Genomic DNA, 25526 nt, shown 5'->3' with positions numbered 1-25526 from the left:
TTGCTTAACCTGCTTCCCTGTGAAGCAGGTTTTTTTGTGGTATCGGTTGAATGAACGCCGCTGCGCCCGCAGACCTTGTAGGGGTAGCAATAGCGAAGGTTATAAAAATGGTAAGGCGCCTCAGCAGGTCAGAGGCTGTTGGGAGAAAAGCATCCGAGGAATATCTTTCATAAATATGAAATGTTTTGTTTTGAACTTTCAATTTAATGAAATCGAAAATCTCCGCTATAGTACCTGTGAGTCGAATGAAGGAGGGGTTCTCGAGAGGAACGCTAACCTTCTCCCTATTCTTCCCGCTGATCAAACGAGCGGCGGGTGGTCTTAGCAACAATTCATGTTCTGCCTACGAGGAGTATGCAAATGGCTACGGAACGTTTTCAGCACTATATAAATGGCGCTTGGGTTGATCCGGTCACTAAAGAGTGGATTGACGTTACCAACCCAGCCACCGGTGAAGTGATCGGTGAAGCGGCCAAAGGTGGTAAAGAAGACCTCGAAAGCGCTGTTGATGCTGCTCGAGCGGCCTTCCCCGAGTGGAGCCACAAAAGTGCAGAAGAACGCGCTGACTATCTCTATGCACTGAACGAGCTGGTCAAACGTGATGCCGAGAAACTGGCAGCGACCATTACCTCTGAAATGGGTAAACCGCTGAAAGAAGCTCGCATCGAAGTGGGCTTTGCCCAGGGTCTGTTCCGCTTCGCCGCTGAAAACACGCGTCGCATTCAGGGTGAAATCATTCCTGGCAGCACCCCCGATGAGAAAATCCTGATCGACCGTGTGCCGCATGGCGTTATCGGTGGCATCGCCGCCTGGAACTTCCCGCTGGCACTGTGCGCAAGGAAGATCGGTCCGGCTATCGCGGCGGGCAATACCATTGTGATCAAGCCGCACGAACTGTCGCCTCTGGTGGCGCTGCGTCTTGGCAAGCTGATCGATGAAGCAGGCATCCCTGCGGGCGTAGTTAACATCGTGACTGGCGATGGCCCCGGCGTTGGTGTGCCGCTGGTCGATCACCCCGACGTACCCCTGATCACCATGACGGGCTCTACTCCGGCAGGGCGCAAAATCATGGAAGCGGCGGCTAAAAACCTCAAAGAGGTTCGCCTCGAGTTGGGTGGTAAAGCTCCGTTCCTGGTCATGGAAGATGCCGATCTTGAACGTGCCGCCGACGCAGCCGTTTCTGCTCGCTTCATGAACAACGGTCAGGTCTGCACCAGTAACGAACGTACCTACGTGCACGCTGATGTATACGACGAGTTCCTGGCGAAGGTGACCGAGAAGGTCAAAGCGCTCAAAGTGGGCGACCCCACTGATGAAAGCGTCGATGTAGGACCGAAGGTAAGCCTCGACGAGCTTGAAAAAGTGCACGCGATGGTTGAGAAAGCGGTCGAGCAGGGCGCCAAACTCGAACTGGGTGGCAAGCGCCTGACCGGTGGTGACTACGACAAGGGCTACTTCTATGCACCTACGCTTCTGACCGGTGTTGCACAGGATCAGGATCTGGTGAAAAACGAAGTGTTCGGCCCGGTCATGTCGATCATCAAAGTGAAGGACTTTGACGAAGCGCTGGCCTTCGCCAACGATAGCCAGTACGGCCTGTCGTCTTACCTCTTCACTGAAAGCCTCGACAAGATCATGCGCATGACGCGTGAACTGAACTTTGGCGAAGTGTATGTCAACCGTGGCGGCGGCGAAGCACCGCAAGGCTTCCACCATGGCTACAACCAGAGTGGTCTGGGTGGTGAAGATGGTCAGCACGGCCTCGAAGCTTACGTCGAGACCAAAACCATCTATCTCAACAGCTAATCCTGTCGAGAGGGCATCGGGCATGGCCATCCGGTCATGCCCTACCTTCTCACGCAGGACCCAACGTCGTGACGATTGCCTTTATTAGTCGTTACGCCGTTGGGCCCCGCCATGTCTCTCCCCATACTGGAAGGACTTCCCATCATGTCCCGTCGTGGCTCGTCGTCTGTTGCTCAGGCGTCTTCATCGCTGTTTGCGCTCACGCTTGTGGTTGCATTCGTGCTGTTCTCGCTCAATTTGAGGGGCGCTATTACCGCCATACCGCCGCTGGTGGGGCAGATTCATCAGGCGCTTGATATCAATCTGGTGGAAGCAGGCTTGTTCACCAGTATTCCCATCGTTTGCTTTGGGGTGCTGAGTCCGCTGGCGTCGTGGGTGATCGCGCGGCTGGGTATTTCCACCAGTATTCTGGCGATGCTCGTGGTGGTGGCGCTCGGCACGCTGCTGCGCCCCTTCACTGGTCTGACCGGCATGATGGTCGGCACCTTCGTGATCGGGGCCGCACTGGCGATGGGCAATATTTTGGGGCTGCTGATTATCGGCCGCTACTTCCCAACCCGCACCAGTCTGATGACTGGCGTATTCACTTCGTCGTTTAACGTCGGGGCGATGCTGGCCGGCGCGCTGACCGTACCGATTGCCTCTTGGGTAGGCTGGCAGTGGGCACTGGCGAGCTGGGTGTGGCTGCCGCTGATCACCCTGGCGGTGTGGCTAGTGGTGCTGCGCTGGGACAAAGCGGCTGCTAATAGCACTGCGAGCGAACCCGACGTACAGGCCGCGACCAGCGCCGAGCCGACGCCGGCCTTGTTCAGGAACACTTCGGCGTGGGTGCTGTCGATCGCGATGGCGGGGCATCTGTTCGTTTATTTCTCCCTGACGGCGTGGATCTCCAATTACATGGTCGATGTCGAAGGTGTCAGCGAGCAGACGGCTGGCGTCATTGCCGGTGTTTATCAGGCATCGTCAGTGATAGGAGCGCTGCTGTTTCCGCTGTTGGAGCGGCGTTTCGCTCTACAGAAGCTGCTGGTGGCGGTGGGGCTGCTATGGTTCGCAGTGCCGTTGCTGATGCTGGTGATTCCCAGTGCATGGGAAGTGTGGAGCGTGCTGGGCGGCACCACCAACGGGATGGCGTTTGTCACTATTCTGATGCTGGCGGTCAACCAGTCCCGCTCGCTGGATGAGCGTCGTCGGTTAACCGCGATGGTGCAGGGGATCGGCTTTGCATTCGCTTCGCTGGGACCGATTGTGCTGGGCTTTATTAAACACCAGTTCGGTAGCTGGACCTTCGCCTGCCTACTGCTGATGGCAGTGGCTTTGGTGGTGGCCGCGATGGGCCTGATTCAGTGTCGTTTCAAGCAGCGCGGTGATGCCGCGTGATGTCACCGACTCACCCGAAAACCCAGCGCAGGGCTTGAATTAACGCTTAATAGAACGCATAACCTTATAAGAAACGCCAAGAATCAAGCAGCGTGCCGCTATGCGCTGGCAGCTGCCAACACTTGGCTGCCTGCAAGAGACGGGTAGTACCTGTGCCTGTTGGATGGTTGCCATCGCGACACCCGCGTCGGGCCATCCACATACGTCGAAAGTCACTCTGTTCTCGTCATATTCGAGGAGTTTATCTATGAGTCGTTTGGAAAATCGCATCGCCATTGTTACTGGCGCAGCCACGGGTATTGGTCACGCCACTGCCAAGCTGTTCGCACAGGAAGGTGCGCACGTCATCTGTGCCGATATCAACATGGATGAACTCAACAGCACGGTTGCCGCGATCAAGGAAGCAGGCGGACAGGCTGAGGCACATGAGCTTAACGTCGCCGACGAGGAGGCTGTTAAAGGCTTCGCCGAGTCGCTGAAGAAAGAGCACGGTCGTATCGACGTGCTGTTTAACAATGCCGGCATCGATCAGGAAGGCGGTAAGCTGCACGAGTACCCCACTGAACTGTTTGATCGCATCATGAGCGTTGACCTGCGCGGCACCTTCCTGGTCAGCAAATACATCATTCCGCTGATGCTCGATAACGGTGGTTCGATCGTCAACGTGGCGTCGATGTCCGGGCTTGCTGCCGACCTCGACCGCTCTGGCTACAACGCTGCCAAAGGCGGCATCGTTAATATGACTAAAGCGATCGCCATCGATTACGGCCGCTATGGTATTCGCTCCAACGCGATCTGCCCCGGCACCATCGAAACACCGTTGGTTGATAACCTTGCCGGTAACAGCAAGGAAGAGAGCGGCAAGAACTTCCGTGACGCTCAGGTGTGGGTGACTCCCATGGGCCGTCTTGGCAAGCCGGACGAAATGGCCAAGGTAACGTTGTTCCTCGCGTCTGATGACAGCTCCTTCGTTACCGGCGAAACCATCCTCGCGGATGGCGGCCTGATGGCTTACACCTGGCCCGGCAAAATGCTGTTCCAGCCGGGTTGGAAAGTAGAGCAGTAATTCGTAAACCAACGCGCTGCCCATGTGGCAGCGCCAGGCGATCGACCATGCCCCGTACGTAATGCCTGCTAGTGCAGCGCATTGTGTACGGGGCATGGTTGTTTTTGGGATAGCGTATTTTTATCCGACGGAACCCGTGCTGGCACGATCCATTGCAGGCTGCCGGCCAATTCATGGACGAAAAAAACCACCTGCTCAGTAAAGAGCAGGTGGTCGTAAACCGCCTCGATATCTTACTTGATCGGCAAGATCAGGCTGTCCAGATCGTCGGGCGTTTCGGTCAGGTTGATGGGACCATCCTTGCCGACCACGATGGTGTCGGAATGCCTGAATCCACCGAATTTCTCGGAGTAGATGCCGGGCTCAATGGTGAAGGTCATGTTTTCCTGAAGCTCCTGCTCGCAACCTTCGGCAAGGAACGGTGATTCGTGAGCGGTAATGCCCATGCCGTGACCGGTTCTGTGCAGCAGCAAATCGCCAACGCCCTTGCTCTTGAACAGGTCGTTAACGGCGCGATCGACGTCGCTCATCAGGGTGCCGGGCTTGGCCAGCTCGTACGCCAGATTGCGGCCTTCCATCATGATGTCGAAGTATTTCTTCTCTTCGTCGGTGGCACTGCCCAGGAAGAACGTACGCTCAACCTCTGCGCCATAACCGCTCAGCTCCGAGTTGATGATCGTCAGGTGGGGGCCGCCGTTAGCCTCCATGGCGATGTTGATGGTGCTGAAGTTATGGGGATCGAAGGTGGTTCTACCGTTCTGGAAGACGGCGCCCACACGGGTGCAGAAAGGGTTGTAGGACGGATCGTCGTGCAGCAGCTGACCGATAATCGACTGCTGGGCAGCGGTAGCGGTTTCGATAACGGTTCGACCAGGCGCTGCTGCGGCCATGAATTCGTCGTGCGCCTTGGTGATCAGCTCACAGGAGTAGGCGATACGGTTGATTTCAAACGGCGATTTGATAGCACGTGCATCGTCGATAAGGTTGACCTCAACGGCTTCACCTTCGATGGCGGCGTAGATCTGATGAGGGCAGACGGACTCGATGCCCACTTTGCTGCCAGCAGGGACGGCCTGCTTGAACACATCGCTCCATTCCTTGCCTTTAGGCGCAGGGAATTCAAAGTAGGGGAGAATTTCGATATCGCCGACGGAACGTGCGTGGACGTGTTTCGCTTCGAGCAGCGGCGAGATGAACTGCAGCGGCCCTTTCGGCGTAACAACCAGGATGAACGGGCGCTCGTGCACCATGTTCTTGAAGTTGGTCAGGTAGAAAATATTGTCGGGAGAGAAGGAGACGTAGTAGTCGAGCCCCAATCGCGACATTTGGCCCCGGATTTTATCAATCCTGGCATTGATTTCGTGAGTGTCAGGATTTTTAAAGGTAGGGGTTATTTCCATGCTGGAGTGTCCTCACTATTGGGATATGGTGCTCGTCAATGGATAGTGTAGCTGACTTAAGTAGCACGCTAATTGATGCTGAACTTAAAGGGTAGACAAGAACGAGTGAAATTTCAGCAAACGATAGGTTTCATTTTATGAAACTTTCAGCTCCACCAATCTTTCCAATCAGGCAATCGAATGGTCTCGCCAATACGGCAGCGCATTGCCGTCGCCGGCGCGTGCTGATTGCGCGCTAACGCGTATTTTCGTGCCGACGTACGTAACATGGCTCGCTTAGCTTGATGCATGTCGCTGCAAGTAATCGCGTGCCATATAGAGCGCCGCGATGCTGCGCGCTTCATGGAAATCATCGCGGGCGAGTAGCTGCGGCAGCTCGCTTAGTGCCCAAGGCACTACTTCCAAGGGCTCAGGTTCGTCGCCCGGCAGTTGGGCAGGGTACAAGTCCTCGGCCACGAGCAAAGTAATCTGGTGCGACATGTAGTTGGGCGCCACGCTGACATTGGTAAGCCGCGTAATACGTCGTGCGCCAACCCCGCACTCTTCCTGAAGCTCACGGTTGGCAGCTTGTTCGAGGGTCTCCCCAGGGTCGGCCGAGCCTTTCGGCAATCCAAGCAAATAGCGTTCAAATCCAGCGGCGTATTCGCGCACCAGCAAAAAGTGCTCGCTATCTTGCATCGCCACCATCATTACTGCGCCGTTGGTATCGGTACTTTTCAGGCGCTCGAAGGTGCGCTGCGTGCCGTTACTGAATTCCAGCTCCAGCGACTCGACGCAAAATAGCCGCGAGCGGGTCAGTTCGTTGCACTCAAGGATGACAGGGGGTGTGGTAGGCATAGGACAGATACCGGCACTTAATGAAAGAAGAATACCAACGGTATCATTGTGTTTACGATAATGCGCAAATAGCGTGAGCAGGTGCGGGGAGGCCTTGGTTATCGTCGGATCATCCCCATCTCTTGGGAATCATTCGGCAAGGAGCGACCATGCAGCAGGTACGTCTCGACAAGTGGTTGTGGGCCGCGCGTTTTTTCAAAACCCGGGCGTTAGCCAAGAAGGCAATTGAAGGCGGTAAGGTGCATTACAACGGTGAACGCACCCGTACCAGCAAACAGGTTGAGGTGGGCGCATTACTGCGTGTGCCGCAAGGCTTTAACACGCTAGAGGTCGAAGTGGCGGCGCTTAGTGACCAACGTCGCGGTGCTCCCGAGGCCCAAACGCTTTATGCCGAAACCGCCGCCAGCCGCGAGCGACGTGAGCGTGAGACCCAGCTACGCCGCGATGCCGGCAAGGCGGTTCAGGCACCGCCCAAACGCCCCGACAAAAAAGCGCGTCGCGACATTCAGCGTTTTCAACGCCACGGCTTCGAAGAATAACGCCCGCGCTGCGCTGCTTATTTTTACTGGCGCGACACGCCGCCAGCGACTCAGGACATTCGACATGCAATTATCCCAACTCGACCGTTTGCAGCGGTTTATGTTCGACGACACTCGTGTGCGTGGTGAGCTCATCCAGCTGCACGATGCCTATCGTGAAGTGCTGAACCGCCACGACTATCCCGCGCCAGTGGCGCGCCTGCTGGGCGAGCTAATGGCGGCCAGTGCGCTGCTGACAGCCACCATTAAGCTGGATGGCATCATGAGCCTTGAGCTGCGCGGCGAAGGTCCCATTTCGCTGCTGATGGCGGAATCCAATCCCGGCGCTGAAGGCGTGGCTCAGCAGCTGCGCGCCATCGCTCGCTACGATCAGGAGCAGATCGAGCGTCTGCAGGAGAGCGATTTCTCAACCCTGCTGGGCAACGGCCAGTTGGTAATCACTCTCGACCCGGCGCACGGCCAGCGTTATCAGGGCATTGTGGCGCTCGATAAGGGAAGCCTGGCGGCTTGTCTCGAGGATTACTTCGAGCGCTCCGAGCAGCTTCCTACTCGGCTGTGGCTGGCGTCTGACGGCGAGCGCGCGGCCGGTCTGTTAGTGCAGCAACTGCCCGAAGACGAGCGTCAGCTCGATCAGGATGCGTGGGAGCGCATCGTCGCGCTTTCCGACACCATCAGCGATGAAGAACTGCTGCAACTGGCGCCTGAAGAAGTGCTGCATCGCTTGTTTCACGAAGAACAAGCGCGAGTGTTCGAGCCCTCTGCCATTGCCTTTGGCTGCACCTGCTCGCGTGAGCGGTTTGCCTTGGCGCTACACCGTCTTGGAGCCGACGAGCTGCGCTCTATCGTCGCGGAAGAGGGCAAGGTAGACGCGCAATGCCACTTCTGTAATACCCATTACGAATTCAGCGCCGCCGATGCCGAGAGCTTGATCGAACGCCCCGACGAATCGTCGCCAACGCTGCACTAAGTCTTCTCGGCTAACCAGCGTCGCGAGGCGCTGGCCTGCACCCCGAAGCGTGGAATGTTTTCCGCCTTCGGGGTGCTGTCGTTTGGGCGACGGCTAGACGTCGGGTTGAAAGCAGGGCGTATTTGTCTGGGTAGGTCGTGAACACAGCAAGCGCATAACGTTTCTGATGGCACCGTTGCTGACGCCGCTCATCTGATATTTACCTTAAGTAGAAGGGCGATTTTTTTACGCTCTCGCGATCACATTAGCGTTTCCCGGCGAGCCTTATTAACCACAGTTTATTTTTATAACCCTGATAAATTTAGCCGTTCAGGGCGAGTTCACCGCCAATCGCGACAGATCTAAAAAAGCGCTGTTGTCAAGCTAACGTCGAGCAACGATGGATGGCGACTATAAACAACATATGGGTATGTTTGAGTAATTTAGGTACTACATATAGTGTTTTAGGACGAAAGGCGCTTCGGTGGGGTAGCGCCTTATACATCCTGAAATTTGCTTGGCGGTGTCGATGAATCAGCCTATCTGGGTAACCAAACGCAGCGGAAAACAGCAGTCGATTGATCTTGAGAAAATTCATCGAGTGCTCGAATGGGCCGCGGAGGGCCTGGAGGATGTATCCGTATCTCAGGTAGAGCTACGTTCGCGGCTGCAGTTTTACAACGGCATTAGCACTAGCGATATCCACGACACGCTGATTACCGCTGCCGCTGATCTTATTTCCGCAAAAACGCCCGATTATCAATATCTAGCGGCCAGATTAGCGGTGTTTCACCTGCGCAAGAAAGCCTTTGGCCGTTTCGAGCCGCCGCCGTTGTATCAACATGTTCAGCGGCTGGTTGCGATGGGGCGCTATGACCGCCACCTACTCGAAGACTACAGCGAGCAAGAGTTCGCAGTGATGGATGGCTTTATCGATCACTGGCGCGACATGCGGTTTTGCTACGCCGCGGTGAAGCAGCTGGAAGGCAAGTATCTAATAAAAAATCGCGCCACCGGCGAGCTGTTTGAAAGCGCGCAGTTTCTTTATCTGCTGGTGGCGGCGTGTTTGTTCGCCGGGTATCCACGAGAAACGCGGCTTGACTATGTGCGACGCTTTTACGATGCGGTGTCCACCTTCAAGCTATCGCTACCTACGCCCATCATGGCGGGGGTACGAACGCCCACCCGGCAGTTCAGTTCGTGCGTGCTAATCGAATGCGGCGATAGCCTCGACTCCATCAACGCGACCGCCAGTGCCATCGTCAAGTACGTGTCACAGCGTGCGGGCATAGGCATAAATGCGGGGCGCATTCGGGCCCTGGGTAGCCCGATTCGCGGCGGTGAGGCCTTTCATACCGGCTGCGTTCCCTTCTACAAGCATTTTCAAAGCGCCGTGAAGTCGTGCTCGCAAGGGGGCATTCGTGGCGGTGCTGCAACGCTTTTCTACCCGCTATGGCATCTAGAGGTCGAAAGCCTGCTGGTGCTCAAGAACAATCGTGGCGTAGAAGACAACCGGGTGCGCCATATCGACTATGGCGTGCAGCTCAATCGACTGATGTATCAGCGGTTAATCGAAGGGGGCTCGATTACGCTGTTCAGCCCATCGGACGTTCCGGGGCTGTATGAGGCATTCTTCGCCGATCAGGAGCGCTTTGAGCAGTTGTACCGGCAATACGAGCAAGATACGTCTATTCGTCAGCGCTCGGTTAGTGCCATCGAGCTGTTCTCGCTGCTGATGCAGGAACGCGCATCGACGGGCCGCGTGTACATTCAGAACGTTGATCATTGCAATACGCACAGCCCCTTCGATCCTGCACAGGCACCGGTAAGGCAGTCCAATCTGTGCCTGGAAATTGCGCTGCCAACCGCGCCATTGGGGGAGCGCGACGACGAAGGCGAAATCGCGCTGTGTACGCTGTCGGCGTTCAATCTTGGTGCTATCGAAACGTTGGATGAATTGGAAGAGCTGGCGGAACTGATCGTTCGAGCGCTCGATGCACTGCTCGACTATCAGCACTATCCGGTGCCCGCAGCGCAGCGTAGTGCGCTCAATCGCCGGCCGCTGGGCGTTGGGGTGATCAACTTCGCGTATTACCTTGCCAAGCACGGTGTGCGTTATTCCGACGACAGCGCCTTGGCGCTCACCCATCGTACCTTCGAAGCGATCCAGTTTTATCTACTCAACGCCTCGCTGCGCTTGGCGCAAGAGCAGGGGGCATGCGCTTGGTTTGAGCAAACCCGCTACGCGCAGGGCCAACTGCCCATCGATCACTACAAGCAACAGTTGGACGAGCTGTGCAGCGAGCCGCTGCACCATGACTGGGAAGGGCTGCGCGCGGCGATCCAGCAGTACGGGCTGCGTCACTCGACCCTGTCGGCACTGATGCCGTCCGAAACCTCGTCGCAGATTTCCAACGCCACCAACGGCATAGAGCCGCCGCGCGGCGTGGTTAGCGTCAAGGCGTCGAAGGACGGCATCCTGCGCCAGGTGGTGCCGGAGCTGGCCCGGCTCGGCAGCCGCTACGAGTTGCTGTGGCAGATGCCTGATAACCGCGGCTATTTGCGCTTGGTGGGCATCATGCAGAAGTTTGTCGACCAAGCCATCTCGGCCAATACCAACTATGACCCCGCACGCTTCGATAGCGGCAAGGTGCCCATGAAGCAATTGCTCGGTGATCTGGTGGCCGCTTACCGACTTGGCATCAAGACGCTCTATTACCAAAACACTCGCGATGGTGCCGACGACGCGCAGGCCGCAGAGGCGGATGTCGGCAGCGACTGTGAGGGCGGCGCCTGCAAGCTGTAGTGATACCGCCGGCAACGCAATGAATGTGGCATCATCAGAGGGAATCGCAATGGCCTATACCACCTTCTCCATGCAGCATAACGATCCGCTCAAGGAACCGATGTTTTTCGGACAATCGGTCAATGTGGCGCGTTACGACCAGCAAAAGCACGTCGTCTTTGAAAAACTTATTGAGAAGCAGCTCTCTTTCTTTTGGCGACCCGAAGAAGTCGATGTTTCTCGTGACCGTATTGATTATCAGCAATTGCCTGCGCATGAGCAGCATATCTTTATTAGTAATCTGAAATATCAAACGCTGCTCGATTCGATTCAAGGACGCAGCCCTAACGTGGCACTGCTGCCGCTGGTGTCGATCCCCGAACTGGAAACCTGGATTGAGACCTGGGCGTTTTCAGAGACTATTCACTCTCGCTCGTATACGCATATTATTCGTAATATCGTTAATGACCCCTCGCTAATATTCGACGATATCGTCACAAATCAGCATATTGTCGAACGTGCCCGCGATATCTCCCGTTATTATGACGAACTAATCGAATTATCGAGCTATTACCATTTGCTGGGTGAGGGCCGCCACACTATTGGCGGACACTATAAAGAGGTGTCGCTACGGCGGTTAAAGCAGGCGCTCTACCTTTGTCTAATGAGCGTTAACGTACTCGAAGCCATTCGCTTCTATGTTAGCTTCGCGTGCTCCTTTGCCTTCGCCGAGCGGGGCCTAATGGAAGGCAATGCCAAAATCATTCGGTTGATCGCGCGCGACGAAGCGCTGCATATGTCCGGTACCCAGCACATGCTGAATCTGATGCGTTCAGGTGCCGACGATCCGGAAATGGCCGAAATTGCCCAGCAGTGCAATGAGCAGAGTCGCGAGCTGTTCTTGCTAGCGGCCCAGCAAGAGAAGCAGTGGGCCGACTATCTCTTCAAGGACGGCTCGATGATTGGCCTGAATCGGCAGATTCTGCATCACTATGTCGAATACATCACTAACGTCAGAATGCAGGCGATTGGCATGACGCCAGCGTTCGAAAAGCGCTCACACCCCATTCCGTGGGTAAATTCATGGCTGGTATCGGACAACGTGCAGGTTGCGCCACAAGAGGTCGAGGTGAGCTCTTATCTGGTAGGCCAGATTGATTCGACCATTACCGCCGATGATCTCGGCAGCTTCGAGCTATAGCCATGGCAGAGCTGATTGTATCCACCGGCAGCGCTCGGCTGGCGTGGCAGACACGTCTGGCCAGCCTGCTTGAGTTGCTTGAAAGGCACCGGCTGCCGGTCGAGTTTCAGTGTCGCTCAGGCTATTGCGGGGCGTGTCGAGTGCGGCTATTGAGTGGTCGGGTTCGCTACCATCAGCCACCTTTGGCGTGCCTGAATGACGGGGAAATTCTGCCCTGCTGCTGTGCGCCCGATAGCGACATCGCACTGGCGATCGGCGATTCATCCGAACCGCATCGGTGAACTAACGGTCAGGTGTCGGCGCAGTCGTTTTCGCCCAGGGCGAGGTGCGCCGCCGCCGTGTTTGAACGGCGTGGGAGAGTAGCAAGACGTAGTAAAATAACGATAAAAACAACGTTTTTTAATATTTTTATTAATATTGCTATTTTTTTACGCGTAGACTTTAGTAATTGAAATAATAATGTTTAAAAGTCGTTTTTTAATTGTCTTCTTTCTGTAATACTGATCCTGCAATGCGTTCTTATTGATTTATTTTCGCATTTATATCCTTTTGTATGTAGTAAACGAGGCACCCCTACCGCTATGGCCACCACGGACGATGTACTGATGCGAGCACCGGCTTCCACTCACGGTGAGCAAGGCACCGTTTATCTTAATCTTGCCCGTGCCGAGCTGGCAGAACACTCCCTTGCCCGTCACGAAACGACGCTGGCATCCACTGGGGCGGTATGCGCTGAAACCGGCAAACGGTCCGGGCGCTCACCCGCTGATCGATTTATCGTGCATAACGCCACCAGTGCCGACAGCGTTGATTGGGGCGAGGTCAACCAGCCGTTTCCTGCCGATCGCTTCGAGCAGCTGTGGGAGCGTGTTGCGCTCTATCTGGAAGTACGCGAGCAGTTTGTCAGTACCCTGCATGCCGGTGCCGATTCAGCCTTGTATGAACCGCTGCGCGTGACGGCGGAAAATGCCTGGCACGCACTCTTCGCCTCGAACATGTTCATTCGTCCTGAGGCCTATAACCCACGCCAAAAACCGGAATGGACCATTCTGAGCGCGCCCTGTTTCGAGTGCGATCCCCTGCGCGACGGCACTCACAGCGACAGCTGTACCATCATCGACCTGGAAGGGCGGCGGGTACTGCTAGCGGGTATGCGCTACGCGGGCGAGTTGAAAAAGGCGATGTTCTCGGCGCTCAACTTTTTGCTGCCGGCGGAAGACGTGCTGCCGATGCATTGCAGCGCTAACGTGGGCGACGACGGCAAAACCACGCTGTTTTTCGGTCTGTCGGGCACCGGTAAAACTACGCTGTCTGCCGACCCTGAGCGTTACCTGATTGGTGACGATGAGCACGGCTGGACGCAGGGCCGCGTGTTCAATTTCGAAGGCGGCTGCTATGCCAAAACCATTGACCTGTCCGAGCAAAACGAGCCGCTGATCTGGAATGCCATTCGCTTTGGTGCGGTGCTCGAAAACGTGGTGCTTAATGAGCAGCGCGTCGCTGACTACAGCGATACTCGGCTGTCGCAAAACGGTCGTGTCGCGTATCCGCTTTCCCATATCGAGCGTCGTGCCGACAACAGCAGTGGCCCTGAACCGAGTGCTATCGTGTTCCTGACCTGCGATATGACCGGCGTGCTGCCGCCCGTGGCACGCTTGTCGCGGGAAGCCGCGGCCTACCATTTTCTGTCTGGCTACACCGCCAAGGTAGGCTCTACCGAAGTAGGCAGTAATGCCGCGCTATCGGCCACCTTCTCAACCTGCTTTGGTGCGCCGTTCTTCCCGCGCCCGCCCAGTGTCTATGCCGACCTGTTGCGCAAGCGGATGGATAGCTTCGATACCCATGTTTATCTGGTCAATACCGGGTGGACCGGGGGTGCCTATCAGCAGGGCGGCACGCGTTTCAGCATTCCTACCACTCGCGCGGTGATTAGCGCCATCCAGCGGGGTGAGCTTGATCATGCACCGACGACTCATCTGCCTGGGCTCAATCTGGACGTGCCTCAGCACGTTGAGGGCGTTGACGCACAATGTCTGGACCCGCGTGAAGCCTGGCAAGATGCAGCCGCGTATCAAACCCATGCCGACCAACTGATCGAGCAGTTTCAGCGCAACTTTGCGCGCTTTAATGACATCGACCCCGCCATTATCGCCGCAGGGCCGCAACGGCTCTAGCGGATATCACGACACAGCGCTGCTGCACATCGGCTGCGTATAAAGTGTTCGCTTTGCCTGTATCAGCCGCGCTCGCTGATACAGGTTTTTTTGCGCGGTATCGAGTTGGTCTGGCGGCATTAAAAGTGGTCTAATCGGCGCTCCCTTGTGCAACGAATCACTGAAAGGCCCATGGATAATACGCAGTCTCCCGATCTTCCCAGTGTCATTCTCGAGAAAATCGCTCACGAATTGAGCGTTCGCCCGCAGCAGGTAAAGGCCGCTGTTGAGCTCCTCGACGAAGGTGCCACGGTGCCGTTTATTGCTCGTTATCGTAAAGAAGTCACGGGCGGGCTCGACGATTCACAACTGCGCGAACTCGATGAGCGGCTGCGCTATCTGCGTGAGCTGGAGCAGCGCCGTGCAAGCGTGTTGGAAGAAATCAATGCGCAGGGCAAGCTGGATGCCGCGCTGGAAAGCGCGATTCGCGCAGCGGATACCAAACAGCGCCTTGAAGATCTCTATCTTCCTTATCGTAAAAAACGCCGCACCAAAGCGCAGATTGCGCGCGAGGCAGGGCTCGAGCCTTTAGCGGATGCACTGCTCAACGACCCCGCACTCGACCCGACAGCTACCGCTGAGCCTTACGTTGCTGCTTCGCAGACGCTGGTAGGCGAAAACGGTGATTCACTGGCGCTGGCGGACGCCAAGGCGGCGCTTGATGGCGCCAAGCAAATTCTCATGGAACGTTTCGCCGAAGATGCAGAGCTGCTTGAGCGGCTGCGCGAGCGGCTGTGGTCGGAAGGCGAGATTCACGCCACGGTGGTGAAGGGGCAAGAGCAGCAGGGCGCCAAGTTCTCTGACTATTTCGATCACCGTGAAGCGCTTGCCAAAGCGCCTTCCCACCGTGCGCTGGCAATGTTTCGGGGCCGCAATGAAGGCGTGCTGGCGGTCGCCATTAAGCTGCCCGGCGAAGAAGAAGCTGCGCGTCATCCGGCCGAAGCCGAGATTGCGCGACGCGTTAGCATTCACGATGAAGGGCGCCCAGCGGATAAATGGCTGGCCGAGGTAGTGCGCTGGACCTGGCGAGTAAAACTCTACACCAGTCTTGAGTCAGAGCTGTTCATGCGGCTACGCGAGCGGGCCGAACAGGCCGCCATCGATGTTTTCGCGGATAACCTCAAGGATCTGCTGCTGGCCGCACCAGCGGGCGCTCGCCCGACCTTGGGGCTCGACCCGGGATTGCGCACGGGCACCAAGGTGGCGGTGGTTGACGCCACCGGTAAGCTGGTGGATACCACCACTATTTATCCGCATGCCCCGCACAATCGTTGGGACGAGTCGTTGGCGGTGCTGGCGGCGCTGTGCCAAAAGCACGCTGTCGAATTGATTGCGATTGGTAACGGTACCGCGAGTCGCGAAACCGATCGTCTGGCGCAGGCGCTGCAGCGTCAGCTGCCGCCGCTTAATGGGCGCGCCGTCACCAAGGTGGTGGTGAGCGAGGCGGGGGCGTCGGTGTACTCGGCGTCAGAATTTGCCGCGCGGGAATTTCCCGAGCTCGACGTTACCCTGCGTGGTGCCGTCTCGATTGCACGCCGCCTGCAAGACCCATTGGCGGAGCTAGTGAAAATCGAGCCAAAATCGATTGGCGTTGGGCAGTATCAGCACGACGTCTCGCAGCTACAGTTGGCACGGGCGCTCGATGCGGTGGTTGAAGACTGTGTGAACGCGGTGGGTGTCGAACTGAATATGGCCTCGCCGGCGCTGTTGGCCCGCGTCTCTGGGCTTAACGCTACGCTGGCTGAAAACATCGTCGCCAAGCGTGATGCAGCGGGGGCATTCAGCTCTCGGGAAGCGTTGAAAGAAGTCAGCCGGTTGGGACCGAAAACCTTCGAACAGTGCGCGGGCTTTTTGCGTATTTCCCAGGGTGATAACCCGCTGGATGCTTCCGCCGTGCACCCTGAAGCCTATCCAGTGGTTGAGCGCATCGCCGCTAGTGCGGGGCGCGAACAGGGCAGTCTGATCGGTGACAGCGCCTTTTTGCGCAAGCTCGACCCTCAGCAGTTTGTCGATGAGCGCTTCGGGTTACCGACCGTCACCGACATTCTGAAAGAACTCGACAAGCCCGGACGCGATCCGCGCCCTGAGTTCAAAGCGGCCGAATTCAAGGAAGGCGTCGAGAAAATTACCGACCTGCGCCCTGACATGATTCTCGAAGGCGTGATCACCAACGTGACACACTTTGGTGCCTTCGTGGATGTTGGCGTGCATCAGGATGGTTTGGTGCATATCTCTGCGCTCTCTGAACGCTTCGTCAAAGACCCGCGTGAAGTAGTCAAGGCAGGCGATGTAGTGAAGGTCAAAGTGATGGAGGTGGATGTGCCGCGACAGCGCATTGGCTTGAGTATGCGTCTCTCCGACAGTGCCGCCGAGTCGGCGCAGGGTGACGCGCCTTCCGCTAAGCCATCGCGTGCGCCGCGCCAGCGTCAATCATCACGTTCGGAACAGTCAGCCCCGATGGGGGCGCTGGGAGAGGCGTTGTTGAAGGCAAAGGCGAAAGGACGCAGTTGATCAACGCCTGCCGCCTCAGCGTGTTGGTGCGAAAGGGGCGGTGCGCAGTTCTTGATCAAAGGGCGTCAGGCTAGCCATACTCTTCCACGATTGGCGGTGCCTCCGAGCGGCAATCACGGTTGGGTGCCGTTACGGCAAGAGGAACATGATAGGATTTGGCGACACGCAGGGAGGTCGCCAGCGATCAAGGGGCGTAGGCACTCCGACCGACATAAGGTAGGTATCTGTGACAGATTATTTCGAGGGTGTAGTTTCCGCCCTAATGCGCAGCGCGAGCGAAGGCCGTCTTGGACGTATTCGCCGTGGTATCGAGAAAGAAGGCTTGCGGGTAGACGCTGAAGGACGCATCAGTCAGCAGCCGCACCAGCGCGAACTAGGGTCGAAGCTGACGCATCCGCACATTACTACCGATTATTCAGAGTCGCTGCTTGAGTACGTGACGCCGGTATTTCCGCATCCTTCCGACGCACTCGACTTCTTGGCTGACCTGCATCGGATTACCTACCGCTATATTGGCGATGAAGTAGTGTGGCCCGCCAGCATGCCAGCGCGCCTTAATGGTAATGACAGCGTGCCCATCGCTGATTTCGGCAGCTCTAATAGCGGCCGCATGAAGCACGTCTATCGGCGCGGTCTCGATGTGCGTTATGGCCGTATCATGCAGTCGATTGCCGGTATTCACTACAACGTATCGTTTCCCGATACGCTGTGGCAGGTGCTGGCTGACGCAGAAGGTCAGTCCGACGTTAATGCACGCGACTATCGCTCGGAAAAATACTTCCGCGTTATTCGTAACTTCCGCCGCCATGGCTGGCTGCTGATGTACCTGTTTGGCGCATCACCAGCCATCGATAAAAGCTTCCTCGATGGTCGCTCGGTGGAAGGGTTCGAAGCAGTAGGTAAAAGCACGCTGCTGGCAAGCGACGCCTCTTCACTGCGGATGAGCGATCTTGGCTACCAGAACAAAGTGCAGGATCAGCTTAAGGTACGTTTTGATACCCTCAACCATTACGTTGAAACGCTGCGCAGTGCCGTTAGCACGCCGTGGCCGGCGTATCAGCAAGCTGGTACTGAGGTAGACGGTGAGTGGCGTCAGCTCAGCGATACCATTCTGCAAATCGAAAACGAGTACTACAGCGATATTCGGCCCAAGCGCGTGGTGCGTCATCATCAAACGCCTACTCAGGCGCTTGAAGCCGAAGGCGTTGAGTACATCGAGGTGCGCTGTCTCGATATCAATCCGCTGCTGCCGCTGGGCATCGACGAGCAGCAAACTCGCTTCATCGACACCTTCTTGCTGTACTGCCTGCTGGACAGTGCCGACGTCATTAGCGATGAAGAAGAGCAGCGCATCGTCGAAAATCGCCGGCGCGTTGTGACCAATGGGCTCGATCCTCAGCTGACGCTGGCAAGCGTTAATGGTGAAGTGGCGCTGGCCGATGCCGCCGAGGACTTGTTCCGCGCCCTTAAGCCCGTCGCTGAAGTGCTGGATGCCAGCGAGCCAGAGTCTCCGCATGCCGATGCATTGAACGTGCTAGCGCAGCGCGTGCGTGATCCGTCGCTGACGCCGGCGGGGCAAATTGCCTATGCGCTAGCGTCGGAGCAGCGTGACTTCGTTGACTGGACGCTGGGCAAAGCGCGGCAGCATGCGGCGTGGTTTGCTGAGTCACCGATCGATCCAGCGCGCGATACCTGTCTGGAAGAGCTCGCCGAGCAATCGTGGCAACAGCAGCAGGCGCTGGAGCAAGATACTAGCGTCCCGTTTGATGAATACGTGCGGCGCTACTTCGCATGTGCCGAGAAACACGCCACGCCGCGTTAATGGTTAACGCAAGAAGGTTAGCGGTGTTGGTCTATGCACGCGGTGCTGCTCGTCGTAGAGTGTCGCGCAAATGTCATTGAGTGAGCAGTAACATGATCAAGAACGTGAATAAAGTCGTTGCACGGGGCTGGTGCCTGCTGGGTGCGCTGTTGTGCATTGCGATGATGGCAGTGGCGCTGCTGCTGCAATATGTGGGCGAGCTCGATCCTTGCCCGCTGTGTATTTTCCAGCGCGTGGCGGTGATCGCTACCTTTGTGGTGCTGCTGCCTGGCATCTTCCACAACCCCAAAAGGTGGGGCGGGGTAATTTATGGCCTGCTAGGGCTGCTCACCAGCGGTGCGGGTATTGCGTTGGCGGCACGTCATCTGTATTTGCAAAGCCTGCCGCCTGGTGCAGCGCCGTCGTGCGGCCCGGGTCTCGACTACATGCTTGAGGTGATGCCGCTGCAGAGCGTTGTGCAAGAAGTGCTCCACGGTTCTGGAGAATGTGCCGAGATTCATGGCGTTTGGCTAGGTATTACGCTGCCTGGCTGGACCATGATGGGGTTCGTGGTGCTGGCACTGATTTCGCTGCTGCTGGTTACCAGTTCGATTAGCCGTATGCGTCGCAAGCCGAGCAAACGCTTACTGTAAGCGGGCGCGCAAGCGCTTCTCGCGCATCACCAAAAACACCCCGAAGATTGGCCGTCGAGCCAGTCTTCGGGGTGTTTTGTCAAGAGCGCGAATCGGCCTGGTGGGCGTAAGCAGCAGGGCGCTAGCGTTGCACAGGGCTGATCGTTAGCGTGCGGAGCACTGCTGTCGTTGTGCCACGCCGTTGGGATGAACCCCTCAGTGTGTGCCAGAAGCCCGCTGCCGCTGCCACTGCGGCCTGGTGGGGCGTTAGCGCAGGCTGATAATTGGCCAGTCGCGTGCGCGTGCTTCAGCAGCCAACACGTCATCCGGGTCGACAGCAACAGGGCGATCCACCCGTTCAAGCAACGGAATGTCGTTGCGCGAATCACTGTAGAACCAGGCTCCGTCGCGCGTTATTTCGGGATGCTGGGTCAGCCAGTGTTCGAGCCGCGTAATCTTGCCTTCGCGAAAGCTGGGAATGCCTGCTAGTTGGCCGGTGTAGTGGCCGTCGTGTTCTTCCAGCTCGATGGCGATCAAGTCATCGACGCCTAACCGCTCGGCAATAGGGGCGGTCACAAAACGATTGGTAGCGGTAATGATCAGCAGATAATCACCGGCCTCACGGTGCTTCTTCAGCAGCGCTTCGGCCTTGGGGAGTATTATCTCCTCCACGACATCACGCATGAAGTCGCGGCGCCACTGCTCCACTTGCTCACGCGGATTATCCGCCAGCGGCTTGAGCGAAAATTCCAGATATTCATTGATATCCAGCGTGCCGGCTTGGTAGTCGGCAAGGTAGCGATCGTTGGCGGCGCGATAAGCGCGCTCTTCCACGGCGCCAATGCTAATCAGATATTCGCCCCAACGATGATCGCTATCGTCGCCAATCAGGGTGTTGTCCAAATCGAAGATTGCCAGCTGCAAGAGAGCCTCCGTAAACCAGAAACGGTGCCGAACGTAACGGCGTTACCTAACCACAGGATGGCAGCTATGCTACCAATTTGCGCAGCATTGCGCTTGGCAGCAACGGGTTGTCTGGAATTACACCTTTGGTGAAAGGTGTTGAGCCGTTCAGTTGTTGAAGCGGTTTCGCGCTTTGTGGAAGAATGGAGGCAATGGCGATAGTACTATCGCTCCTCTATTAAATTGCCGCATGGTCACGTAGCTCTCGACTTCAAGCGCGATCATGCAGGCTGATAAAACAAGGGGTATACCCGTGATTGACCCTGATGGCTTTCGTCCGAATGTTGGCATCATCATTGCCAACCCGGGCGGGCAGCTGCTCTGGGCTAGACGGGTGGGGCAAGACGCCTGGCAATTTCCCCAGGGCGGCATCAACGCTGGCGAAACACCGCAGCAGGCGCTGTTTCGTGAACTTGAGGAAGAAATAGGCCTTTGCGCGCACGATGTTGACGTCATTGCTTGCACGCGCGGCTGGTTACGCTACCGGCTGCCAAAGCGTATGATTCGCACCCACTCGCGGCCTTTGTGTATAGGGCAGAAACAAAAGTGGTTCCTGCTTCAGATGCGTTGTAATGAAAAGCGCATTTGCTTTGATTCAACGCCCAAGCCTGAGTTCGATGGCTGGCGCTGGGTTAGCTATTGGTACCCGCTGGGGCAGGTAGTGCCTTTCAAGCGCGAAGTGTATCGACGCGCGCTGCAGGAACTGGCACCGCGTCTGCATGGCGCAATGGCCCTCGGCAAAACCAGGTCGCTACTGCGTTAACGCGTGAATGCCGCACTTCGGTGCGGCATTGTTGTGTGGTGTCTATGGCAAGGTGCTCTCGCCTGGTAGCCTCGGTATCGTTAGAATGGTGCGCCTACCACTTCTTAACGCGGCGCTGCAGTCACCCCACACTGTCGGTACGCCTTCGATCTCACCTTGGAAGACACTATGCTGCACTATCCCCACTTCGATCCGGTACTGGCCTCCATCGGCCCCTTGTCGATTCACTGGTATGGCCTGATGTATCTGATTGGCTTCCTGGGCGCGTGGTGGCTGGCTCGGCTGCGCGCTGAGCGGATTGGCATCAGCAAACAGGCCGTTGGTGACATGATCTTCTACGGCGCGCTGGGCGTCGTGCTGGGGGGCCGAATTGGCTACGCAGTCTTCTACGGCTGGGAGTACCTGATGGCCGATCCGCTATGGATCTTCCGCGTGTGGGATGGCGGCATGAGCTTCCACGGCGGACTTTTGGGCGTGCTGGTGGCGATTGTACTGTTCGCCCGCAAGCACAAGCTGCACTTCATGGAGCTGTGCGATTTCATCGCGCCTATCGTGCCTGTAGGGTTGGGCACCGGTCGTATCGGTAATTTCATCAATCAGGAGCTGCCCGGCCGCATCAGCCACGTGCCATGGGCGATTGATTACCCCAAATATGGCCCCGAGCCGCGCCATCCCTCTGCCATCTATCAGTGTTTGACCGAAGGGCTGCTACTGTTTGTGGTGCTGTGGTGGGTGTCACGTAAACCGCGCCGCCGCGGCTTGCTGGCAGGTCTTTTTGTGCTGCTGTATGGCTGCTTCCGCTTCTTTACCGAGTTCTTCCGTCGTCCTGATCCGCAGCTCGGCTTTATCGCGTTTAACTGGCTGACCATGGGACAGTTGCTGTGTGTGCCAATGATACTGATCGGTATTGTGACGGTGCTTTGGTCACGTCGGCAGCCGCTTGATTTGACCGGTACTAAAGCGCCAGCGTCCTCCACCGCCGAACAGAGTGAGCACCGCTAATGAAACCCTACCTGGAACTGATGCAGCGCGTGCTTGCTGAAGGCACGCGAAAGTCTGACCGTACCGGTACCGGCACCCTTAGCGTGTTTGGTCACCAAATGCGCTTCAATCTGGCCGACGGCTTCCCCTTGATAACCACTAAAAAGCTGCATCTTCGCTCGATCATTCATGAGCTGCTGTGGTTTTTGAAAGGCGATACCAATATCGCTTATCTCAAGGAAAACGGCGTGCGTATTTGGGATGAGTGGGCCGACGAGAACGGTGACCTTGGGCCTGTGTATGGCTACCAATGGCGCAGTTGGCCCGCTCCTGATGGTCGCCATATCGATCAGATTTCGACACTGCTCGACTCGATCCAACGTACCCCGGACTCGCGCCGGCTGCTGGTGTCGGCATGGAATCCTGCGTTGGTAGATGAGATGGCGCTGCCACCTTGCCACGCGCTGTTTCAGTTCTATGTCGCCGACGGCAAGCTCTCCTGCCAGTTGTATCAGCGCAGTGCCGATATCTTTTTGGGTGTGCCCTTCAACATTGCCAGCTACGCGCTGCTTACGCATATGATCGCGCAGGTGTGTAATCTTGAGGTGGGCGATTTTGTGCACACGCTGGGCGATGCTCATCTCTATCTCAATCATCTCGATCAGGCGCGTGAGCAGCTGTCCCGCACACCGCGACCATTGCCCAAGTTGAAGCTCAATCCAGAGATCACTAGTCTGTTTGATTTCCGCTTCGACGATATTGCCATCGAAGGGTATGATCCTCATCCGCATATCAAGGCTGAGGTTGCGGTATGATTTCGCGCAGCGATATCTCGATTGCCATCATCGTGGCGCGGTCGAGTAATGGCGTGATCGGTGCTGAAGGTAAGATGCCGTGGCACCTTCCCGAGGACCTGCGTTTCTTCAAGGACAAGACCAGTCATAAGCCTGTGATCATGGGCCGGACCACCTTCGAGTCAATCGGGCGTCCGCTGCCCAATCGCACCAATATCGTGATTACGCGCAATACCTCTTATCGTGCCGAGGGAGTCAAAGTGGCTCACTCACTGGAAAGTGCCCTGGAAGTTGCTCGCGAGCAGGCGCAGTTGGATGGTGTTGACGAGGTGATGATCATTGGCGGCGGCGAGATTTACGCTCAGGCGCTGCCGCTGGCGGACCGCCTGTATGTCACGCAGATAGACATCACGCTGCAAGGCGATGCGTTCTTCGCTTCCATCGACGAGCAGCAATGGCAGTTAAGCGAGGAGGTTGAGGGTGAGCCTGGTCCAGGCCAACCTCACTATCGGTTTCTGTACTATCAGCGCGTGCCGTGATAGTTGTCGTTTGGTGTATTTGCTCTATTATTGCTTTGTGGCGTTAGGCACTGGGCGTTATGGCAGCCATCAGTGCGGACATTACCCATGAGTATTCAATAACAGTCAAGCAGTATGGGGGAACGGTCCAAGTGAGTGACCGGCTAACAGCGCTGATCGAATCGCTCGATCAGAAATCGGAAGCAACCCTTCGTGAGTTGGAGCGCGTTCAAAAACAGCTACGGCTGCTTGAAGGTGAGAACAACGCGTTGAAAGCACAGCTTGAACAGCAGCAAACCGCGTCGCCGGTGGTTGCTCAAGAGGTTAGCGTTGCAGGCGCTGCTGCGCCTGCATCTGATCCCGAGCTCTGCGCCAGCGCCGAAGCGGACGACTCGACACCTGTGCCATCGACACCCAACGCAAGCGATGTGGGGGCACTCGCCGAGCATGGGGCGCTAGTCACCGATCACCCTGATGCTTCCAGTCAGGCAGGTAGCGATGTTCCAGCTCCTGCTGCAGATGCACGCCCCGATAGAGCCGGCAGTGAGCGGTCGTCGTCGCCGGCAGGTGCCGCTGGCATCATCGCAGACGCCGACGCCCCCTCGAAGGCCGATGCCCAGCACGTCGATGTGGCTGTAGACGCAGGCACCTCAGATGGCGATGCCGCCGCTGCCGATCAGTCCACGCATACTGCGGCGGCCGAACATCAGCCTGCAGCGGAGCATCAGCCAGCCGCCGAGCAGTCAGTGCCTTCCCCACAGGCGCTGCTTAAACGCTGGTACGCCCAGTATCCCCACGCCTTCTTTACCGCACACACCAAGCCGCTCAAGATCGGTATCCATGAAGATCTGATCGCTCGCGAACCGTGGCCCGCCAAGTTGATCAGGCGGGCACTTGCCAACTATGTCAATTTGCCACGCTACCTGAAGTCGGTGCGTGTTGGTGCGCAGCGCGTCGATCTCGATGGTCAGCCGGCTGGCGATATCGTCGAACAGGATGTGCAGCACGCTAAAGAACAGCTCGATGCGCTTCAGCAGCGACGCCGCGAGCGCGAAGAGAAGCTGAGCGCCGAGCGCATGTCGCGTAAGTTGGCACAGCTTAATACGCGCCTGGGGCACTGAACCATAATCCAAGCTGTGATAAGATTCGCAGCCTAACGAGTGTGCGGCCACGGCCATCGGCTTTACGCGTCAGCACCAGGCGAGCAGGGGGATCATTATGTTTATGCGCGAAATCAACTGGGGCGGGGTATATTTTGGCCCCATGCTGTTTTTCGTGTTGCTTAGTCTGGTGTTGGCCGTGGTGTTGCGTCTGGTTATTTTCAAATCGCCGCTAGGGCGGTTGGTGTTACAGGAAGCCTGGTTTGATGTGGCGTTGTTTTGCTGCTTGCTGGCGGGCGTGACTTGGTTGGCCGGATCATTCTCGGCAATCTCTTGATAATCTTGGTGACAGGTTAATGCGGACACTTATCCGACTTTTGTTCACGCTTTGCATGTTGGTGCTGGTAATCGCGGCAGGTGTGTGGGTATGGAATTACTACAGCTATACACCGTGGACTCGAGATGGACGGGTGCGCGCTGATGTCACCACCATTGCGCCTGATGTTTCCGGCTGGATCGACACGCTTAACGTGCACGACAACCAGCACGTCAACAAAGGCGACGTCATTTTTCGTATTGACCGCGTTCGCTACCAGGCCGCCCTTGATCAGGCCTCGGCGGCTGCTCAGCAAGCCAACGTGCGCTGGCAGCAAGCGCTCGAGGAATACCAGCGCCGCCAACGTCTTTCCAGCCAGTCGATCTCGCGTGAAGACCTGCAGAACGCCAGGCTGTCCGCCGCTGCGTCCGAAGCCGCTTATCGGGCATCTCAGGCACAAGTGGAAACCGCTAAAATCAATCTGGCGCGTACCGAGTATCGCGCTCCCGCCTCTGGTCATATCGTTAACCTGAGCCTGCGGCAGGGCGACTACGTGACCCAGGGCACGCCGCAAATGTCGCTGGTGCGTGATCACTCCTATTACATCACTGGCTATTTCGAAGAGACTAAAATCGACAAGATTCAGCCGGGCGAAAAAGCCGAAGTATGGTTGATGAGCCATTCGAAAGGCCTCGAAGGACACGTAGTCAGCATTGGTCGCGGTATCTCCAACAGTGATACGTCGAAGGGTAACGATCAGCTTCCGACTGTATCCCCCACCTTTACCTGGGTAAGGCTGGCGCAGCGCATTCCGGTCGATATTCATCTTGATCACGTGCCTGATGGCGTCGTGCTGAGCTCGGGCATGACGGCAACCGTGCGCGTTTATAATCGCAAGGACCGCGATCGCGACGAGCAAGCTGATGCTGAAGGATTACAGACCGAGTCGACCAGTTCGCCAAGCGCCGAGTAACAGC

22 protein-coding genes are annotated in these 25526 nt (G+C 56.9%); 19 read left to right on the top strand and 3 right to left on the bottom strand.

From position 1 onward, the window contains the following. Positions 1-360 precede the first annotated feature (360 nt). The 3 genes from aldA to R84865_RS05410 all read left to right on the top strand — a co-directional run bounded on the left by aldA (position 361) and on the right by R84865_RS05410 (position 4249). Positions 361-1806, top strand: coding sequence for an aldehyde dehydrogenase (aldA, locus tag R84865_RS05420; protein ID WP_435631004.1), 1446 nt, complete (start codon positions 361-363; stop codon positions 1804-1806). Positions 1807-1917: 111 nt separating this feature from the next. Continuing rightward, a complete protein-coding gene (locus R84865_RS05415; protein ID WP_435639043.1) occupies positions 1918-3183 on the top strand; it encodes an MFS transporter in 1266 nt (421 codons plus the stop codon). Between the two features lie 247 nt (positions 3184-3430). Further along, positions 3431-4249: an SDR family oxidoreductase gene (locus tag R84865_RS05410; protein WP_435639042.1), complete on the top strand. Its 819-nt coding sequence runs from the start codon at positions 3431-3433 to the stop codon at positions 4247-4249. A 233-nt stretch (positions 4250-4482) separates the two neighbouring features. On the opposite strand, the gene R84865_RS05405 is transcribed toward R84865_RS05410, so the two are convergent. Beyond that, entirely contained in the window at positions 4483-5649 is a 1167-nt protein-coding gene (locus R84865_RS05405) for a M24 family metallopeptidase (RefSeq protein ID WP_435636550.1), read from the bottom strand. Between the two features lie 276 nt (positions 5650-5925). Next, complete coding sequence (gene nudE, locus R84865_RS05400; RefSeq protein ID WP_435631000.1) at positions 5926-6486, bottom strand: ADP compounds hydrolase NudE; 561 nt, start codon at positions 6484-6486, stop codon at positions 5926-5928. 149 nt (positions 6487-6635) lie between these two features. Between nudE and R84865_RS05395 the strand changes: the two genes are divergently transcribed. The 9 genes from R84865_RS05395 to R84865_RS05355 all read left to right on the top strand — a co-directional run bounded on the left by R84865_RS05395 (position 6636) and on the right by R84865_RS05355 (position 19135). After that, positions 6636-7025: an RNA-binding S4 domain-containing protein gene (locus tag R84865_RS05395; RefSeq protein ID WP_435639041.1), complete on the top strand. Its 390-nt coding sequence runs from the start codon at positions 6636-6638 to the stop codon at positions 7023-7025. Between the two features lie 64 nt (positions 7026-7089). After that, on the top strand, positions 7090-7992 hold the full coding sequence (gene hslO / locus R84865_RS05390) for an Hsp33 family molecular chaperone HslO (protein ID WP_435639040.1): 903 nt from the start codon (positions 7090-7092) through the stop codon (positions 7990-7992). 508 nt (positions 7993-8500) lie between these two features. Further along, on the top strand, positions 8501-10777 hold the full coding sequence (nrdA, locus tag R84865_RS05385; RefSeq protein ID WP_435639039.1) for a class 1a ribonucleoside-diphosphate reductase subunit alpha: 2277 nt from the start codon (positions 8501-8503) through the stop codon (positions 10775-10777). 49 nt (positions 10778-10826) lie between these two features. Continuing rightward, positions 10827-11957 carry a class Ia ribonucleoside-diphosphate reductase subunit beta gene (nrdB, locus tag R84865_RS05380; RefSeq protein ID WP_435630996.1) on the top strand — a complete coding sequence of 377 codons (1131 nt, stop codon included), beginning with the start codon at positions 10827-10829 and terminating at the stop codon, positions 11955-11957. 2 nt (positions 11958-11959) lie between these two features. After that, on the top strand, positions 11960-12238 hold the full coding sequence (gene yfaE / locus R84865_RS05375) for a class I ribonucleotide reductase maintenance protein YfaE (protein ID WP_435630995.1): 279 nt from the start codon (positions 11960-11962) through the stop codon (positions 12236-12238). Between the two features lie 300 nt (positions 12239-12538). Continuing rightward, positions 12539-14131: a phosphoenolpyruvate carboxykinase gene (locus R84865_RS05370; RefSeq protein WP_435630994.1), complete on the top strand. Its 1593-nt coding sequence runs from the start codon at positions 12539-12541 to the stop codon at positions 14129-14131. 171 nt (positions 14132-14302) lie between these two features. After that, complete coding sequence (locus tag R84865_RS05365; protein WP_435630993.1) at positions 14303-16681, top strand: Tex family protein; 2379 nt, start codon at positions 14303-14305, stop codon at positions 16679-16681. A gap of 226 nt (positions 16682-16907) precedes the next feature. Then, the gene (gene gshA / locus R84865_RS05360; protein WP_435639038.1) at positions 16908-18503 is read left to right on the top strand and encodes a glutamate--cysteine ligase; all 1596 of its coding nucleotides are present in this window, start codon (positions 16908-16910) and stop codon (positions 18501-18503) included. Positions 18504-18595: 92 nt separating this feature from the next. Then, on the top strand, positions 18596-19135 hold the full coding sequence (locus R84865_RS05355; RefSeq protein ID WP_435630991.1) for a disulfide bond formation protein B: 540 nt from the start codon (positions 18596-18598) through the stop codon (positions 19133-19135). Between the two features lie 246 nt (positions 19136-19381). Here R84865_RS05355 and R84865_RS05350 read toward each other — a convergent pair whose 3' ends face one another. Next, a complete protein-coding gene (locus R84865_RS05350) occupies positions 19382-20038 on the bottom strand; it encodes a histidinol-phosphatase (protein ID WP_435636555.1) in 657 nt (218 codons plus the stop codon). 292 nt (positions 20039-20330) lie between these two features. On the opposite strand from R84865_RS05350, the gene R84865_RS05345 reads away from it, so the two are divergent. From R84865_RS05345 to R84865_RS05315, 7 genes are all read left to right on the top strand, one after another. Further along, entirely contained in the window at positions 20331-20840 is a 510-nt protein-coding gene (locus R84865_RS05345; RefSeq protein WP_435630989.1) for an RNA pyrophosphohydrolase, read from the top strand. A gap of 168 nt (positions 20841-21008) precedes the next feature. Continuing rightward, entirely contained in the window at positions 21009-21842 is an 834-nt protein-coding gene (gene lgt, locus R84865_RS05340; RefSeq protein ID WP_435630988.1) for a prolipoprotein diacylglyceryl transferase, read from the top strand. Continuing rightward, complete coding sequence (locus tag R84865_RS05335; protein WP_435630987.1) at positions 21842-22636, top strand: thymidylate synthase; 795 nt, start codon at positions 21842-21844, stop codon at positions 22634-22636. Before lgt ends, R84865_RS05335 begins: the two co-directional genes overlap by 1 nt. Then, positions 22633-23154 (top strand): dihydrofolate reductase, encoded by a 522-nt coding sequence (locus R84865_RS05330; protein ID WP_435639037.1) that lies wholly within the window; start codon positions 22633-22635, stop codon positions 23152-23154. The genes R84865_RS05335 and R84865_RS05330 overlap by 4 nt, the downstream gene beginning before the upstream one ends. Positions 23155-23285: 131 nt before the next feature. Beyond that, a complete protein-coding gene (locus R84865_RS05325; protein WP_435639036.1) occupies positions 23286-24254 on the top strand; it encodes a ProQ/FINO family protein in 969 nt (322 codons plus the stop codon). 97 nt (positions 24255-24351) lie between these two features. Further along, on the top strand, positions 24352-24570 hold the full coding sequence (locus R84865_RS05320) for a DUF1656 domain-containing protein (protein WP_435630984.1): 219 nt from the start codon (positions 24352-24354) through the stop codon (positions 24568-24570). Between the two features lie 19 nt (positions 24571-24589). Next, on the top strand, positions 24590-25522 hold the full coding sequence (locus R84865_RS05315) for an efflux RND transporter periplasmic adaptor subunit (RefSeq protein WP_435630983.1): 933 nt from the start codon (positions 24590-24592) through the stop codon (positions 25520-25522). Positions 25523-25526: the final 4 nt, after the last annotated feature.

This window comes from Carnimonas bestiolae (assembly GCF_051251145.1).
Lineage (GTDB): Bacteria > Pseudomonadota > Gammaproteobacteria > Pseudomonadales > Halomonadaceae > Carnimonas > Carnimonas bestiolae.
This window is presented reverse-complemented; position numbering and strand designations above follow the sequence as displayed.